Below are 17,048 nucleotides of genomic sequence, written 5' to 3' on the forward strand. Positions count from 1 at the left end.
GTTATATAAGATGATGAATAGGCGTGTTTTTCGTACAGGATGGAAAAAAGGGGCTATGCTTGCTTTAACATTGACTTTTGGACTGGCTGTGGCAGGCTGCGGAACGGCTACGACATCGAAGGATGGGGCACAAGCCGATGGATCAGCAAAACCAGCGGGCGCAGCGGCGTCCACCGATCAGAAGCTGGTTGTTTACAGCGCAGGCCCGGATGGACTGGCGAAAAAGCTGGTAGCGGGGTATGAGGCGCAGAGCGGGGTTAAGGTTGAGTTATTTCAGGGAACGACAGGTAAGATTTTAGCCCGCATGGAAGCGGAGAAAACGAATCCGGTAGCAGACGTGGTTGTGCTGGCATCGCTTCCGTCTGTACAAGGCTTGAAAAAGGAAGGACTCACACTCCCCTATCCGGACGCTAAAAATGCGGACAAGCTAAACCCGGATTGGTCTGATAAGGAGGGTCACTATTTCAGCACAAGTGCTTCTGCTTTGGGTATTGCATATAACACGAAGTTAGTGAAAACGCCACCTGCTTCATGGGCCGATTTGGCGAAGCCTGAGTACAAGGATCAGGTTAACATTCCCGATCCATCGCTGTCTGGCTCAGCGTTGGATTTTATGACAGGCTATCTGAGCGCCAAAGGCGATGGAGGCTGGACGTTGTTTGAGCGGTACAAGGCTAACGGTGTGGCCATGGCCGGTGCCAATCAGGAAGCGCTGGATCCAGTGATTACGGGGGCTAAAGGTGTAGTCGTCGCTGCGGTCGATTACATGACCTACAAGGCTAAAGCCAAAGGCGAGCCGATAGACATCGTTTATCCGACAGAGGGAACGGTCATTAGCCCGCGTCCTGCCGCAATCCTCAAGTCCACACAGCATGAGCAAAATGCCAAAGCGTTCATTGACTATCTGTTGTCAGACGAAGCACAGAAACTAGTAGCAGATGCTTCCCTACTCCCTGGACGCACGGATATCAAAGCTGACAAGCGTGCAAACCTCGACGAAATCCCATTGCTGAAAACCAACTGGGAATGGATGGGTGAACACGGATCAGACGTGACGGAAAAGTTCACGCAAATGTTCAAATAATCCGATGGGAGGTTTGTCTGTTAAACACATCAGGGGATGGTCCCTGACACTTGCTCTGATCGCGCTTTTTATCCTAATTGTACTGCCGTTGCTGCAGATCTTCATCCAAAGTGTGTATGTTGATGGGACATTTCAATGGGCTGCGCCTTTTCGAACGTTAGCTGCTTCTCAATTTGCAGGAGTGCTATTCAACTCGATCTGGCTAGGCATCTGTGTGATCGCAGGAACGACAGTCCTTGCACTTCCGCTAGCCTGGATCATGTCCAACACCCGACTCGCACACTGGCGCTGGTTGGATGTCGTGCTGCTGATTCCGTTTATGACTCCGCCCTATATCGGTTCCATGGGATGGATCCTGTTTATGCAAAAAAACGGGTATATGGAGCAGTTGCTTCCGGATCTGCATTTCTTAACGGCTTCCTTCTTCAGCCTTGGCGGCATGGTGATGATCATGAGCCTGCATCTGTTTCCATTCCTGTACCTGCTGTTACGCGGGGCGCTGATGAGGATTGGCGGCAGTCTGGAAGAGGCGGGTGCTGTCATGGGCGGAGGCTTTCTGTACAGGTTCCGTCGAATCATTTTACCGCTGCTACTATCGGCATACGGAATGGGTGCGCTGCTCATTTTCGTTAAAACGATTGCCGAGTTTGGCACACCCGCTACCTTTGGGCGACGTATCGGGTATGAGGTTATGACTTCTGAAATTCACAAATATATTTCCAGCTGGCCCATCGATTTTGGCAAAGCGACGTCCATGGCCTCGGTGCTGTTAACGGCCTGCCTGCTTATGTGGTATGTGCAATCGGTGATCAACCGAAAGTTCACATACAGACTGGTAGGGGGTAAAGGTTCCCGTCCTTCCCGTCTTCGTGTATCCAGCTGGACTACAGCACTGAGTGTCATGTTCATCCTATTGCTGCTCATCGCAGCTATTGGCATCCCATACTTTTCAATTATTGCGGCCTCCTCCATGAAGCTGCGGGGAATCGGATTGGCATGGAACAACCTTACACTCGACTATTACAAGGAACTGCTGTCGTGGGGTTCAGAAAGCATGGAAGCGCTACTGAACAGTGTATTTCTCTCTTTGGGTGCATCGACGCTTGCAGTGGTGCTGGGCACCTGGTTTGCGCTTGTTATCGGTGGATCACGCACGAAAATCCAACGGACAGTTGATGCATTCAGTTTACTTCCGAATACAGTGCCGGGAATTGTTATGGTGGTGGGTCTGATTTTGTGGTGGAATTCGCCGTGGATGCCCATTCCATTGTATAACACATATGGCATGGTCATTCTGACGTATGTTATTTTGTTTGTTCCTTATACGGTGCAGTATGTCAAAAGCGCCTTTACACAGGTGGACACTGGTCTTTTTCAGGCGGGACAGGTATTCGGCGGGCGTCCGTCTTACATATTCCGCCGGATTGTACTGCCGCTGATTGGACCGGGGATGCTCGCTGGTTGGATGATGACCTTTACCATTGCTTCACGGGAGCTGGTAGGATCGTTGCTGATTTTACCGCCATCCGTCCAGACGTCTGCAACCTATATATTTGCCCAGTTTGAGCAGGGACAGGTGTCGCTTGGCATGGCGATGGCTGTTATATCGGTTGGTTTGACCACATTGCTACTGATCTTAATGGAAAGCTTAAACTCGCGGAGAAAGTGGAAATGATGATGACCAAGCTTAGGATTTGGGGTGGAGCGGGCGAACATGGCCGCTCCTGTTATGTTTTTGAAGGAAAGCAGCATCGTATCATGCTGGATTGTGGCGTAAAAAAGGAAGGAACCGGGCAATATCCGGTTTTTCCGCCACAGAAGGTGAAGGAGCTAACTACTGTTTTGCTGTCTCATGCACATGAGGATCATTCCATGGCGCTCCCCTTACTATACAAGTATGGATATCGGGGAGAGGTCTGGACGACCAAGGCTACCGCTGAGCAGCTGGGCTCCTATTTTCGCTCCTGGCAAACTTATGTTGAATCGAGAGGCGGCGAATTGCCCTACAGTGAACAAGATATCCAATCTATTACCTATCGCTATCTAGAAGACGAAACGCCGTCAGGAGTGTGGCATGAAGCTTGTCCGGGTGTGAGAATGATGTGGGGACGCAGTGGACATTTGGCTGGTGCAGTGTGGTATATCGTAGAAATGGAAGGGAAGCGGCTGTTCTTTTCTGGAGACTATAGCCGTGAATCTGAGCTTCTTGCTGCCGATGCACCGGACTTGTGTATGGGGGAGGGGGTAGATGACCTTCCTGGATGCAAGCCAAAGTCCAATCTAGTGGACATATCTATCATGGACAATGCTTATGGTATGGATATAGACCCGCAGCCTGTTAAGCTGGAGCGGCTGAGGGTCGAGATGGAGCAGGTATTATTGTCTGGCGGCCATGTGTTGTTGCCAGTGCCTGCCTTTGGCAGAGGACAGGAATTGATCGTATGGGCCAGCGAGCAATTTCCTGAACAAGCAATAATTATAGAGCCTGACCTGTGGCACGGATTGAAACAGTTAAATCGATGGAAAGAGTGGCTACGTCCGGGAGCTTCCACGCGAATAAAACATGTGTTGAACAGTGACAGGGTGTTTGTGCCTCGTGATACTGCGGGACGGATAAGTCTGCTGGAACGGAACACGGCCACTATTATCGTAACAAGAGACGGCATGATGGATTCCCCGCAGGCGCGTTGGTATTATCAATATCTTTCGGATCACCGCAGTATGCTGATCGATGTGGATAGCGGGGAGGATATTAGGAACAGTGTGATATTGACCGGGCATGCTTCCAATGGTTCTTTTGGTAAACATCTGTTGGAACGTGCAGACGCCAATGACATCTGTATAGCTCGGCATTTGATTTACAAGGTGCACCAAGGATTATCGGATGTACGGCAAATGGTGAAGGGGTTGCCTAGCAAACAGGTTGTACTCGTTCATGCACCCAAATTGCAGACCGACCTTGTACGAGATGAGTTAATAAGAGAAGGAAATAATGAACATGGAGGTCCTGCCAGAGAAGTTCACTCTTTGGAGCCAGGTGCAACGATAGAGGTTTAGTATTCATCAGATCGTGGTTCACTTTGTGCCCTCTTGCATCAATCGGAAGGCATCCACTTCTCCAAGCTTGGTGGAGATGGAAGTGCGTCCAGCACTTTTACGAAGGCGTAGCGGTGTGGCAGTGCGCTTAAGCAGCGCTTTAATTTCTCCAGGCTCCAGTTCCGGTCTCAGTGAAAGGAGAAGTGCGATGCTCCCGGTCACATGGGAAGTAGCCATAGAGGTGCCGCTCATTTCATGATGCTTTCCATGAATCCAGGAGGATCTGATCTTCTCACCAGGTGCGTACACGTCTACGAATTGCCCCCGATTGCTAAAAGGAGCGATACGTCTGTATTTGTCGGTAGCTCCGACTGAAATCGTCTGGGAATAGCGGGCTGGGTAGTCAATACTTCGACGCTTACCCTCATTTCCCGAGGAAGCCACGATTACAATGCCGTTATGATATGCTTTATTCACCATATCAAGCAGTGCCTTGCTACGCGACTTCATACCAAAGCTCATATTAATAATATCGACACGATTTAATACACACCAGTCGATACCAAGAATGATGTCAGAGACATAGGCGGCTCCATTATGATCGAATGCTTTTACAGGATGAATTAAAGCCCGTGGTGCTACGCCAACCATACCCTCGTCATAGTTGGATGCCGCGATGGTTCCAGCAATATGAGTGCCGTGGCCGTTGTCGTCATAGGGTAGCATGGTCCGGTTCAACAAATTGATACCTCTGGCAAGGGAATGGCGAAGATCAGGATGATGAAAATCCGCTCCTGTGTCGATCACACCGATTCTGACCCGATTCCCTGTCGAGGAAGGCCAAGCCTTGTATGCACGTACCTGTTTGACTCCCCATGGCATAGAAATGCTTTTCTCTGCTTTCGGTATATAAGCCGTTTCTGCGTGAACCTTTATGCGGGTATCTTCTTCAACGGTAACACCGTGGTGATATTTGCCCAGCCTGTCTCCCCCTGAAAGCGGAGCGATGAGAGCACGGATTAGCCTAGCCGGTTGTACTTGCCGTAATCCCGCAAGCTCAGGTTTCAGCTTCCTGAGATAGGACAGGCATTCCCGGTATTGGTGAGGCTTATCGAACGTGATAATCTGTTTGTTCCGTCCACTGCCGGACGGCTCCGAAATACCCTCATGCAAACGCTGCAAAAAATCCGGATAGTCCATTTGAGACGGTCCCCCTCCGATGAGCCATGCTGAGGTATTGTATGAGCAAGCGTCAGCTACGGCATGGGAAACTTGCCCCTTTTTTATGGAAATAGGCCTGCTTGTCGTGTCAAAGTAGCTATGGACACATACGATACATGGAGGGCATAAGCTCTTGTGCAACAACTTTGGGAGGCCTCTCCCGGAGCGGGTACAGTCGGAGGCGGGGGGAACCCCGTCTTTTTACGTGTGCCGTCTTGTGCAGAGGGATATTCTTGGAAATTATGACGATACCCATGTTTAACTTGCAATTTGCTTCCAAATAGGTTTTACTTAGTTTTGATAATGGATATGTTAGTATTGCATGTATCGTGTATGCTCTGAAACATGTTCTTGTGAATTACGTGTGAGAGGAAGTGTCCCTAGGTGAGTACACCACTCAACTTGAAGATTGACCCGGAGAAAGTCCACGAGACTCCAATGGTGGATTTGGCATTTATGGTATTGAAAGCAGCCAATACTCCATATTATTACCGTGACCTGATGAATGAAGTCGCCAAATTGCGCGGCTTGTCCGACGAAGAAATTAATGACGTTATTGCTCAGCTATATACTGAAATCAACATTGACGGGCGTTTTGCCTGTGTCGGTACGAATCTGTGGGGCTTGAAACGTTGGTATCCGGTAGATAAATCCGAAGATGCCCTGACAGGCGCTAAGCGTCCTCGTATCATTAACGATGAAGACGATGACGACGAAGATGACTATCATGAGGAAGAAGAAACATACAACTCCGATGACGACTTCGATGCAGATAGCGAAGACGAGGATGGCGAAGACGAGCTGTTCGACGGAGAAGATGACGATGATAGTGACGATGACGTAGTTATTGACGATGAAGACCTCAGTGATGAGGAAGATACAGATGATGAAAATGACGATGAGTCGATCGAAGACGACGACGATTCACTTCGTTAGGAACAGGTTGCAAGGGGAGATACGCTCTCCCCTTTTTCATGACCGTTTTCTTGAAACCCCTGCTGATTTATAGCTTTCAGATAGATTTATTCCAATCAGGTTCAAAGGACAAATTAACACAGATAACTTCCTTGACAGCGGATTGGACACGGGGTAAACTATTGCTTGGGCTTATGATTGATTCACTTATATGTTTGCTTTTTGTATAAAAGTGCCCCGTACTACGGGAGTGCTTTTTTGTTTTTTATAGGGGTGTTTTCACTCATGAAAGAGGGCTAAGGGCGGCGGATTGGAAAATATAACCGCTGCCTTCTTCATGGATGATAATCCGTGCAAACGGGTTACGATAACATCATAATGTCGCCTGAATTTTTGCATCTTATCTAGGAGGGTTTTGAACAGTGACGAAGTATATTTTTGTGACAGGCGGGGTTGTGTCTTCCTTGGGCAAAGGGATTACGGCAGCTTCACTGGGGAGGCTTTTGAAGAACAGGGGACTGAAGGTAACGATTCAAAAATTTGATCCTTACCTGAATGTCGATCCAGGTACCATGAGCCCTTACCAGCACGGTGAAGTGTTTGTAACGGATGATGGTGCGGAAACGGATCTCGACTTGGGACACTATGAGCGCTTTATTGATATTAATCTGTCCAAGAACAGCAATGTCACAACAGGCAAGGTATATTCCAGCGTGATCAGCAAAGAGCGTCGCGGAGAATATTTGGGCGGTACCGTACAGGTTATCCCTCATATTACGAACGAAATCAAGGAGCGCGTGTACCGTGCAGGCCGTGAAGCGGGTTCGGATGTCATTATTACGGAAATCGGCGGTACTGTAGGCGATATTGAAAGCTTGCCATTTTTGGAAGCCATTCGTCAGCTTAAAAGTGAAGTTGGGCGCGAAAATGTGATGTACATTCACGTAACGCTCATTCCTTATATTAAAGCTGCTGGTGAGGTTAAAACCAAACCAACTCAGCACAGTGTGAAAGAACTGCGCAGCATCGGCATTCAACCGAATGTCATTGTTTGCCGTACAGAGCATGAATTGTCCTCCGATATGAAGGCTAAAATTGCATTGTTCTGCGATATTGATGCGAATGCAGTGGTAGAATGCCGCGATGCTTCGACTCTCTACGAGGTTCCGTTGAACCTACGTGAAGAAGGTTTGGACGAAATCGTAGTTAACCACTTGAAGCTGACAACACCTGCACCGGATATGACCGAATGGGAAGGGTTAGTTGATCGAATCAGCAAGTTGGACAAAACGGTTGAAATTGCTATTGTTGGTAAATATGTTGCGCTACATGATGCATACTTAAGTGTTGTTGAGTCACTTTCTCACGCTGGGTTTGATGCAAATGCGGACGTAAAAATCCGCTGGGTGAACGCTGAAGAAGTAACGGACGAGAACGTAGCTGACATGCTGGGCGGCATTGGCGGTATTCTCGTACCAGGTGGCTTCGGCGATCGCGGAATTGAAGGCAAAATCAGCACCATTCGTTATGCACGGGAGCAAAAAATTCCGTTCTTCGGTATTTGCCTGGGTATGCAGGTATCTGTTATTGAGGTTGCTCGTTCCCTGGCTGGTCTCGAAGGAGCCAACAGCTCGGAAATTAACCCGGCTACCGATTATCCTGTCATTGACTTGCTTCCTGACCAAAAAGACATCGAAGATTTGGGCGGTACCATGCGTCTTGGCCTGTATCCATGTAAACTGGTGGAAGGTTCCCTGGCAGAGGCTTGCTACAACGACGAGCTGGTGTACGAGAGACATCGTCATCGGTACGAATTCAATAACGAATATCGTGAAGTTATTGAAAAAGCAGGTCTTCGTATTTCTGGTACTTCACCGGATGGACGTTTGGTGGAAATTGTCGAGCTTCCTGAGCATCCATGGTTCCTGGCGGTACAATTCCATCCAGAATTTACTTCCCGTCCGAATCGTCCACAGCCTTTGTTCCGTGAATTTGTAAAAGCGGCATTGCAGCTTCAAGGTTAATGCTGCAGCTTGAAAGACCTCCTTTGGGAGGTCTTTTTTTATCCCATGCTTCCTGATTATGAAAGAATATTCCACAATTATGTATAAGAGCAGGATTTTCTTTTTGCAGGAGCGAATATAGTTTTAGGTATGGGACGGATATTGTACGTCATCGGACGCTGTTATGGCAATAGCTGCATGATCCTCGTTTTAAGATCTTAGGAGGTTAAAACATTGGAAAAGAAAAAAGTATTAATCGTCGATGACCAGAATGGAATACGGATTTTACTGATGGAAGTGTTCGGAAGTGAGGGTTATGAGACCTTTCAGGCAGCGAACGGGAAAATTGCTCTTGAGATTGTTGAGAAGGAACCACCTGATCTGGTTCTGCTCGATATGAAAATTCCAGGTATGGACGGACTTGAAATTCTGAAGCACCTAAAAAGCATGAATCCCGACATCAAGGTTATTATGATGACAGCGTATGGAGAACTGGACATGATTAAAGAGGCGACGGAGCTAGGTGCACTTATGCATTTTACCAAGCCCTTTGATATTGATGAAATGCGGATCGCCGTGAACAAACAACTCAGAGGTGACTAGGGAAGTCATTTTGGTTGAGAACTCTGTTAACAAAACAGGGTTTTTTGTTTGTGATTATGGGAAATACTGAAAGTAAATCCTCTCCTTATACAATTCTATGGAAAAACGGCGTCCTGAGCGTGATTTTTGTATGTGTTGATATGCAAAAGCTTGTTTAGTATTTAACATGGGTTGTGGTATAATAAGCCCGTATGTGATGTCGGCTAAAAATATAGACAAACCCAAACACCTTTAGGAGGACTGTAACCATGCCATTGGTATCTATGAAAGACATGTTGAACAAAGCACTCGAAGGAAAATATGCAGTAGGTCAATTCAATATTAATAACCTGGAGTGGACTCAAGCTATCTTGGGCGCTGCTGAAGAAGAAAAATCCCCAGTAATCTTGGGTGTTTCTGAAGGCGCAGCACGTCACATGGGCGGATTCTACACTGTTGTTAAAATGGTAGAAGGTCTTATTCATGACATGAAAATTACGGTTCCAGTTGCAATTCACTTGGACCACGGTTCTAGCTTTGACAAATGTAAAGAAGCAATCGACGCTGGTTTCACATCTGTTATGATTGACGATTCCCACAGCCCAATCGAGAAAAATATCGAAACAACGAAGAAAGTTGTTGAATATGCACATTCCAAAGGCGTTTCCGTTGAAGCTGAAGTTGGAATGGTTGGCGGTCAAGAAGATGATGTTGTAGGTGACGTAATGTACGCTAAGCTGGACGATTGTGTACGTATCGTTAAAGAAACAGGCATCGATACACTGGCTCCTGCACTGGGTTCTGTTCATGGACCATACAAAGGTGAACCAAACCTGGGCTTTAAAGAAATGGAAGAAATTCGCAATGCTGTGAAAATGCCACTCGTTCTTCATGGCGGAACAGGTATCCCTACACATGACATCCAAAAATCCATTTCCCTGGGTACTTCCAAAATCAACGTAAACACTGAAAACCAAATCGCATTTGCGAAAGTGGTTCGTGAAGTGCTTGCTGCAAAACCAGATGCTTACGATCCACGTACATTCATCCAACCAGGTCGTGAAGCAATCAAACAAACAGTTATCGGTAAAATCCGTGAGTTCGGTTCCAACAACAAAGCGTAATAAGTTCCAACTAGTCATGCCTCTGCATAGACTGTATGCATTTCTTCGTTGTAGCTGTAATTATGCTGCACAAAATATTTAAATCTGTACAGTTGAATAGTGTGGTATGGAAAGCACACCGCTTAGCCGGTGTCTTTCCATTTTAACCACTTAAAAAGTTGAAAGTTTATGGTTTCAGTTCATTGTTTGACCGACTGCAAAACACGTAGGGGGACCCTCAAGCTTATGGAAAAATTGATGATCACCGGTGGACGGCCGCTTCAGGGTACAGTTTCCATCAGCGGTGCCAAAAACAGTGCCATCGCCTTGATTCCCGCAGCCATTCTGGCAGAGTCGGAAGTCATTTTGGATAATTTGCCGCTGCTCAGTGATGTGGCGGTGTATTCCGAAATATTGGAGGAGCTTGGCGCAAAGGTTACCTGGGAAGGTAGCCAGATGAAGATAGACCCTTCCTCCATTAAATCCATTCCTATGCCGAATGGACCTGTTAAGAAATTACGAGCCTCTTATTATATGATGGGGGCCATGCTGGGCAGATTCAAGGAAGCGATCATCGGTTTGCCAGGAGGATGTAATTTTGAACCCCGGCCCATTGATCAGCATATCAAAGGTTTTGAAGCGCTGGGTGCCACGGTTACGAACGAGCACGGCGCTATTCATTTGCACGCCAAAGAACTGCGCGGCACCAAGATTTATTTGGATGTCAGCAGCGTAGGAGCAACCATTAATATTATGCTGGCGGCCGCACGTGCCAAAGGCGCCACAACTATCGAAAATGCGGCTAAAGAGCCTGAGATTATAGATGTAGCAACTCTGTTAAACTCCATGGGGGCGATTATTAAAGGCGCTGGTACGGAGACAATTCGTATTGAAGGTGTGTCGGAGCTGCATGGTTGCCGTCATTCCATCATACCTGACCGTATACAAGCAGGCACTTATATGATTGCTGCTGCGGCAACCCGTGGAAATGTATTGATTGACAATGTAATCCCCAAACATATGGAGGCTCTCACTGCCAAAATGCAGGAAATGGGCATCGGCATCAAGGAATATGATGAAAGTATTCGCGTACTGGGTGCGCCTTCCTATGGGCATGTCGACGTTAAAGCCTTGGTATACCCCGGCTTCCCCACAGATTTACAATCTCCCATGACCAGCTTGCTAACCCAAGCTCAGGGTGTCAGTGTATTGAGCGATTTTGTGTACAGCAATCGTTTTAAGCACGTCCCTGAACTGGTGCGAATGGGGGCTAAAATTCGCGTAGAGGGTCGGTCTGCCATTATTGAAGGTGGCCAACTGAATGCGGCTAAAGTGAAGGCTGCAGATCTGCGCGCCGGAGCGGCCCTTGTCATTGCTGGACTTACAGTAAGCGAAGGGGTAACCGAGGTGGCAGGTGTCGAGTATATTGACCGTGGTTATGATCATCTCGTTTCGAACCTGCGTCTTTTAGGCGCAGATGTGTGGCGGCAGACTGAGTAATTAAACCATGTACTTTGTTTGAATTTACTGTAACCAAAGCGGAATAACGGGTAACACCTATGCAGCCGCTGCTTGGTATAAGATTTGGTCCATACCTAACAATCTTTTATCAAAAAACCGGAATAATTCGGTATAATTCAGGCAGCTGGCTGCATAACTTTATTTGTTTTGGTTAAAATTATGTTGATGGTGTTTATGATATCATTGTCTATCATTTAATTGTATGAATGGACTTAATAATTGAATAGGTGGTTATTATATGGATCTGCAAATTTCCGATCTGGAAGAAATGAAGCTGACCGACCTGTACAAGCTGGCCAAGCAATACCAGATCCCGTACTACGGAACGCTCAAGAAGAAAGAATTAATTTTCGCCATCCTGCGCGCACAAGCTGAGAAGAGTGGATTAATGTTTATGCAGGGTGTTCTGGAAATACTTCCTGAAGGTTACGGCTTTCTGAGGCCGATCAACTATCTCCCGAGTACCGAAGATATTTACATCTCTGCTTCACAAATCCGCAAGTTTGACCTGAGAACGGGCGATCTCGTTTCCGGTAAATGCCGAACGCCGAAAGAAAACGAACGGTATTTTGGATTGCTTCAAGTTAACGCCGTCAATGGAAGAAGTCCTGAGCAAGCTGCTGAGCGGCTACATTTTCCTGCACTGACTCCACTGTATCCGCAAACCAAATTAGTCCTTGAAACTTCCCCCAACCATTTGTCTACGAGAATTATGGATGTACTGGCCCCTGTCGGACTTGGACAGCGCGGACTTATTGTGGCACCTCCCAAAGCTGGGAAGACGCTTCTCCTCAAAGAAATTGCCAATAGCATTTCTACCAACAATCCCGAGATTGAGCTATTTGTCTTGTTGATTGATGAACGCCCTGAAGAAGTGACTGACATGCAGCGTTCTGTCAAAGGTGAAGTTGTGGCCTCTACATTTGATGAACTTCCTGAAAATCACATCAAAGTGGCAGAACTGGTGTTGGAGCGTGCACTGCGTCTCGTAGAACATAAAAAGGATGTTGTCATCCTGTTGGATAGCATTACACGGTTGGCTCGTGCGTACAATCTTGTCATCCCTCCTTCTGGTCGTACTTTGAGTGGGGGTATTGATCCGGCAGCATTTCACCGTCCAAAACGCTTTTTTGGCGCAGCTCGGAATGTGGAGGAAGGCGGTAGCTTGACGATTCTTGCCACAGCGCTGATTGATACAGGATCTCGTATGGACGATATTATTTACGAAGAGTTCAAAGGCACAGGCAACATGGAGCTGCATTTGGACCGCAAACTGGCAGAACGTCGTATCTTTCCTGCGATTGATATTCGTCGTTCCGGTACACGTCGTGAGGAAGTGCTGTTGAACAAGGAAGAATTAGATACGATCTGGGCTATTCGTAAAAATATGACGGAAAGCCATGACTTTGTGGAAGGCTTCCTCAAAAAACTGCGTAACAGCAAAACCAACGCTGAGTTTTTAGCCTCGTTTGATTTGACAGCACCTTCTTCCAGCGGCTCGCAAGGTAGCTCTGGTGGCCAACAACGAAGAACTACGCGTTCTACCACAGCGTCGGTTCCCGCCACAACCAATTAAACCCAAACCATGTATTTTATCTGTTCCGTAAGTAGACAGCCATTACTATTCATTTGGTTAATGGCGCGTTTAATGGAACGAAAGGAGCTCCATAATGTATTTGGTGTATGCCGACGAAAAAGGCAATGTATATGATCATGCTTCTTTGTATGGGCTTGCCCGTAGTGCAGACATGATTGTTGAAATCATGGAGGATGAGCTTATTCCGTTGCCGGAAGGAGCCACACTGGTAAGCCTGCCCAGCACCCGCCCGGTCGGTATGAACCCTGAAACAGGGGAAATGGTCTCTCTTCCGGGAAATATGCAGGCAGTAGGGGCTTTGTTACCGCAAGGCTTTACACGCCTGTGTCTGCCGGGATATGTGAAGACGGATAAGGAGTATAAACTCCCCTTGTTCGGTTATTCAGCCGTTGTCTGGAAAGATGGGGCGTTTTATGTAACAGCAGAGCAGAGTGACAGTCCTTCCAAATGGAATCCCGAAAACTGTGACCGCAATCAAGTTAAATTGGGAGTTCAGCGGATGACAGAGCAGTATCCCGAAAATAGGCTGTACCAGCATTTGTCTAACTGTGCGCTGGGGTACGAATGCCTTACTTCCTCGAATACGTTCCTGAATCGCTGGGAGGGGGGAGTTCCGGTATCTTATTCTTGTAATGCGGGCTGCTTTGGTTGTATATCTGAACAGCCGGATGACAGTGGTTTTGTATCTCCTCAGACAAGAATGAACTTCCGTCCCCGCGTGGAAGAGATTGTAGAAGTTATGTTGGAACATTTGAAGACACCTGAGTCTATCATCAGTTTTGGGCAAGGTTGTGAAGGTGAGCCCTCCACTCAAGCCAAACTGATTATTGATGCGATCAAAGAAGTACGTTCCGTTACAGATATGGGATATATTAATATCAACACCAATGCGGGATTGAATGATCATATCCGGGGAATTGTGGATGCGGGTCTTGATCTCATGCGAGTAAGCACAATTAGTGCATTGGACGACCATTACAATGCGTATTACAAGCCGCGCGGATACACGCTGGCTAATGTGGAAAAGTCACTCCGTTATGCGTCCGATCAGGGAGTGTATACGTCCATCAACTATTTGATTTTCCCGGGTGTAACAGACCGGGAGGAAGAAATTGAGGCAATGATTGAATTTGCCAAACGCACTAAGCTCAAGCTGATTCAAATGCGTAATCTGAATATTGATCCTGAAAGCTATCTGGAGTTGATTCCACCGGCTCAAGGGGAGATACTTGGTATGAAGCAAATGCTTGAGATTTATCGTGAGGAACTGCCGGATGTGGTTATCGGTTCTTACACTCATGTGCCGCCGCAAGGGCTGGCACGTCCCAAATTTGCCAGAACCTAAACGGTCGGGAGTTATTTGAAACACACCGATCTTACACTGTTTTGTGTGCTAAAAAGATGTTGAAACACTTATATTCAAGTGCTATAATTTGAACATGTGTTCATACAACTCTGGGCTGATAGGACGTTCAGGGCGGAAAGAGGTGAAAGTTAATGCAACAGGCTATTCAACCGAAGTATAACGTAACTAATGTTACTTGCGCATGCGGGAATACGTTTGAAACTGGTTCTGTAAAGGAATCTCTGCGTGTGGAGATTTGCTCCGCTTGCCATCCGTTCTTCACAGGTAAGCAGAAGTTTATTGATGCTGGTGGACGTGTGGATCGTTTCAAAAAGAAATACGGTATGTAATAAGTTGCCGCAAGAGATAAAGTTATTAGAGCCTTCTGCAATTGCAGGAGGCTCTTTTTGTCGTTATTTGCTATTTGCATTTTGTGCAACCATGAGATATACTTATTTTCACCGTGCTAGATGGGGAGGTAGCGGTGCCCTGTAACTCGCAATCCGCTATAGCGAGGTTGAATTCCTGTTAGAGGTGTTGTTGATGTGAGGCTGGTCCCTGCGCACAATGTTGACGGTTGGGTCCTCCGCAATGAGTACTTGTGAACCTGGTCAGGTCCGGAAGGAAGCAGCCATAAGCAAGTCCACTCTTGTGCCGGAGGGTTGCCTAGCCCGAGTTGTTGCTCAGGGTTGCCGCTCGGATCACAACGATCAATAACAGGTGCACGGTATATACTTAGGGATTGAAACATCTTGGCGATTATGCGAAGGTGTTTTTTTGTGCTTATAATTTGAAATGTGTCTGGTTTAGATTCGGACGGGAGTATAGTATAATGAAGTGACCATAAATGGTCATGAAAGTGAATGGGAAAGAGGGAACGCGCATTGGAACATATAGCGTTGTACCGTGCTTGGCGGCCGCAGGCTTTCAAGGACATGGTAGGACAACAGCATATTATCCAGACATTGCAGAATGCCATCCGCGAAAATCGCACGTCCCATGCCTACCTGTTCAGTGGTCCGCGAGGAACGGGTAAGACCAGTGCGGCCAAAATTTTGGCCAAGGCAATCAACTGTGAGCATGGACCTGCGCCGGAACCTTGCAACGAATGCGAAGCCTGTAAACGGATCACGGCCGGAGCGGTCATGGATGTGCAGGAGATTGACGCAGCCTCTAACCGGGGTGTTGAAGAGATTCGTGATTTGCGCGATAAAGTCAAATATGCGCCCACAGAAGTGCGGCACAAGGTTTATATCATTGATGAAGTGCACATGCTGACGACGGAAGCGTTCAATGCGCTGCTCAAGACGCTGGAAGAGCCGCCGCCACACGTAATGTTTATATTGGCTACGACAGAGCCGCATCGGATTCCCGCGACAATTATTTCACGTTGCCAGCGTTTTGACTTTCGGCGAGTATCGCTGGAGGAGCAGACAGAGCGGCTTGACCTGATATGTCAACAGGAGAACATCCAGGCTGATTTGGATGCACTGCAATATATTGCACGTCTTTCAGATGGCGGGATGCGAGATGCGGTTAGCGTTTTGGATCAGATATCCTCGTTTACTGATGGCCGGGTTACGTATCAGCAGGTGCTGGATATGACGGGCGGGATCGCATCCGAGCAATTCGGTAAATTGGCCTTGGCATTACTGAAAGAAGATGTGGGCACAGTGCTCCAATTGATCGAGAACTTTATGCAGGAAGGTAAAAGTGCGGATAAGTGTATGGAGAATCTTCTGTACTATTTCCGAGATCTGCTAATGATCAAGATGGTGCCGCAGGCGACCAAAATGACAGAGCGAGTGCTGAATCCGGAGCAGTTTAAGGAAGTGGCAGATGCTTTTACCAAGGAGCAGCTCTTTGCAATGATCGACACCCTTAATCGTTATCAAGGTGAGATGAAATATGCCGTTCAGCCCCAAACTTTATTTGAGGTAGCTCTATTGAAGTTATGCAGCATTCCGGGGGAAGCGGGAACTGCTGCTCAGCCGACTGTACAGCGCTCTGGTGCTGCTGGTCAGGAAGAAGTGGCCATGTTAAAGCGCCAGCTTGCTGAGCTGGAAAAGAAGTTGGAACGTGCAATGCAAGGTGGCTTGGCCGCTGGAGCGGGTCAGGAGGCATCTTCAGGCGGTCGTCAGGCTTCTGGTGGTCGTGCCCCTGCTCCACGTCTTTCAGCGCCAGCTAAACTTCCTTCTCAGTTGGATCGCTATATCGCTGAGAAGTCAAGCGAAGCATTCGCAGCGGTGGGGCGCAAGTGGAGCCAGATTTTGCAAGGGGTAAAAGAGGCGAAAGTTACGGTTCATGCTTGGTTTATGGATGGTGAGCCGGTTTCTGTGTTAGAGGACAGTGTGCTGGTCGCGTTTAAAAACAACATTCATCGTGAAACTACCGAAAAGCCTGCCAATAAGCAGGTCATCGAGAAGGTTTTGCATGAGCAGTTGGGTCATCCTTATCGTTTGGTAACGATGATGCAAAAGGATTGGAATGCTGCGATTGAAGGAGTTTCTGACCAGCCTGCCGAAGAATTGCAACTGGAGCCGGAGCATGATGCGCCGGGAAAGTCCAAGGAGCCCTGGATTGATGAAGCGATTCAGCTGTTCGGGGAAGACCTGGTAGTCATTAAAGAATAATGAAATGT

13 protein-coding genes and 1 other RNA gene are annotated in these 17,048 nt (G+C 47.4%); 13 read left to right on the forward strand and 1 reads right to left on the reverse strand.

Features of this window, described 5'->3' with window-relative positions; translation table 11 throughout:
• The first annotated feature begins 10 nt into the window (after nucleotides 1-10).
• From MKX36_RS00640 to MKX36_RS00650, 3 genes are read left to right on the forward strand one after another with little or no spacing between them, the layout of a single operon-like run.
• Nucleotides 11-1,084, forward strand: coding sequence for an ABC transporter substrate-binding protein (locus tag MKX36_RS00640; protein ID WP_340864037.1), 1,074 nt, complete (start codon nucleotides 11-13; stop codon nucleotides 1,082-1,084).
• 4 nt (nucleotides 1,085-1,088) lie between these two features.
• Complete coding sequence (locus tag MKX36_RS00645; protein WP_340864038.1) at nucleotides 1,089-2,759, forward strand: ABC transporter permease; 1,671 nt, start codon at nucleotides 1,089-1,091, stop codon at nucleotides 2,757-2,759.
• Entirely contained in the window at nucleotides 2,756-4,141 is a 1,386-nt protein-coding gene (locus tag MKX36_RS00650) for an MBL fold metallo-hydrolase (protein ID WP_340864039.1), read from the forward strand. The genes MKX36_RS00645 and MKX36_RS00650 overlap by 4 nt, the downstream gene beginning before the upstream one ends.
• Nucleotides 4,142-4,159: 18 nt before the next feature.
• Here MKX36_RS00650 and MKX36_RS00655 read toward each other — a convergent pair whose 3' ends face one another.
• A complete protein-coding gene (locus tag MKX36_RS00655) occupies nucleotides 4,160-5,320 on the reverse strand; it encodes a S8 family peptidase (RefSeq protein ID WP_019685778.1) in 1,161 nt (386 codons plus the stop codon).
• Nucleotides 5,321-5,725: 405 nt separating this feature from the next.
• On the opposite strand from MKX36_RS00655, the gene rpoE reads away from it, so the two are divergent.
• The 10 genes from rpoE to dnaX all read left to right on the forward strand — a co-directional run bounded on the left by rpoE (nucleotide 5,726) and on the right by dnaX (nucleotide 17,040).
• On the forward strand, nucleotides 5,726-6,277 hold the full coding sequence (rpoE, locus tag MKX36_RS00660; protein ID WP_013368770.1) for a DNA-directed RNA polymerase subunit delta: 552 nt from the start codon (nucleotides 5,726-5,728) through the stop codon (nucleotides 6,275-6,277).
• Nucleotides 6,278-6,678: 401 nt separating this feature from the next.
• On the forward strand, nucleotides 6,679-8,280 hold the full coding sequence (locus MKX36_RS00665) for a CTP synthase (protein WP_016818572.1): 1,602 nt from the start codon (nucleotides 6,679-6,681) through the stop codon (nucleotides 8,278-8,280).
• A 213-nt stretch (nucleotides 8,281-8,493) separates the two neighbouring features.
• On the forward strand, nucleotides 8,494-8,862 hold the full coding sequence (locus MKX36_RS00670; protein ID WP_014599366.1) for a response regulator: 369 nt from the start codon (nucleotides 8,494-8,496) through the stop codon (nucleotides 8,860-8,862).
• Nucleotides 8,863-9,110: 248 nt separating this feature from the next.
• Complete coding sequence (gene fba, locus MKX36_RS00675) at nucleotides 9,111-9,965, forward strand: class II fructose-1,6-bisphosphate aldolase (RefSeq protein ID WP_025363685.1); 855 nt, start codon at nucleotides 9,111-9,113, stop codon at nucleotides 9,963-9,965.
• Between the two features lie 225 nt (nucleotides 9,966-10,190).
• Nucleotides 10,191-11,444: a UDP-N-acetylglucosamine 1-carboxyvinyltransferase gene (locus MKX36_RS00680; protein WP_340864040.1), complete on the forward strand. Its 1,254-nt coding sequence runs from the start codon at nucleotides 10,191-10,193 to the stop codon at nucleotides 11,442-11,444.
• A 259-nt stretch (nucleotides 11,445-11,703) separates the two neighbouring features.
• A complete protein-coding gene (gene rho, locus MKX36_RS00685) occupies nucleotides 11,704-13,041 on the forward strand; it encodes a transcription termination factor Rho (RefSeq protein ID WP_019685779.1) in 1,338 nt (445 codons plus the stop codon).
• 94 nt (nucleotides 13,042-13,135) lie between these two features.
• Nucleotides 13,136-14,407, forward strand: a complete 1,272-nt coding sequence (locus MKX36_RS00690) for a radical SAM protein (RefSeq protein ID WP_019685780.1) — start codon at nucleotides 13,136-13,138, stop codon at nucleotides 14,405-14,407.
• Nucleotides 14,408-14,559: 152 nt separating this feature from the next.
• Complete coding sequence (gene rpmE / locus MKX36_RS00695; RefSeq protein WP_016818578.1) at nucleotides 14,560-14,757, forward strand: 50S ribosomal protein L31; 198 nt, start codon at nucleotides 14,560-14,562, stop codon at nucleotides 14,755-14,757.
• 111 nt (nucleotides 14,758-14,868) lie between these two features.
• Nucleotides 14,869-15,135: signal recognition particle sRNA large type (ffs, locus tag MKX36_RS00700), an RNA gene on the forward strand.
• 156 nt (nucleotides 15,136-15,291) lie between these two features.
• Nucleotides 15,292-17,040, forward strand: coding sequence for a DNA polymerase III subunit gamma/tau (dnaX, locus tag MKX36_RS00705; protein ID WP_019685781.1), 1,749 nt, complete (start codon nucleotides 15,292-15,294; stop codon nucleotides 17,038-17,040).
• Nucleotides 17,041-17,048 lie beyond the last annotated feature (8 nt).

This window comes from Paenibacillus sp. FSL W8-0439 (assembly GCF_038008995.1).
In the GTDB taxonomy this organism is placed as follows: domain Bacteria; phylum Bacillota; class Bacilli; order Paenibacillales; family Paenibacillaceae; genus Paenibacillus; species Paenibacillus polymyxa.

Coding starts and splice junctions, on each gene's coding strand:
- MKX36_RS00640 (WP_340864037.1), top strand. CDS start 11: ATGATGAATAGGCGTGTTTTTCGTACAGGATGGAAAAAAGGGGCTATG.
- MKX36_RS00645 (WP_340864038.1), top strand. CDS start 1,089: ATGGGAGGTTTGTCTGTTAAACACATCAGGGGATGGTCCCTGACACTT.
- MKX36_RS00650 (WP_340864039.1), top strand. CDS start 2,756: ATGATGATGACCAAGCTTAGGATTTGGGGTGGAGCGGGCGAACATGGC.
- MKX36_RS00655 (WP_019685778.1), bottom strand. CDS start 5,320: ATGGACTATCCGGATTTTTTGCAGCGTTTGCATGAGGGTATTTCGGAG.
- fba (WP_025363685.1), top strand. CDS start 9,111: ATGCCATTGGTATCTATGAAAGACATGTTGAACAAAGCACTCGAAGGA.
- MKX36_RS00680 (WP_340864040.1), top strand. CDS start 10,191: ATGGAAAAATTGATGATCACCGGTGGACGGCCGCTTCAGGGTACAGTT.
- rho (WP_019685779.1), top strand. CDS start 11,704: ATGGATCTGCAAATTTCCGATCTGGAAGAAATGAAGCTGACCGACCTG.
- MKX36_RS00690 (WP_019685780.1), top strand. CDS start 13,136: ATGTATTTGGTGTATGCCGACGAAAAAGGCAATGTATATGATCATGCT.
- rpmE (WP_016818578.1), top strand. CDS start 14,560: ATGCAACAGGCTATTCAACCGAAGTATAACGTAACTAATGTTACTTGC.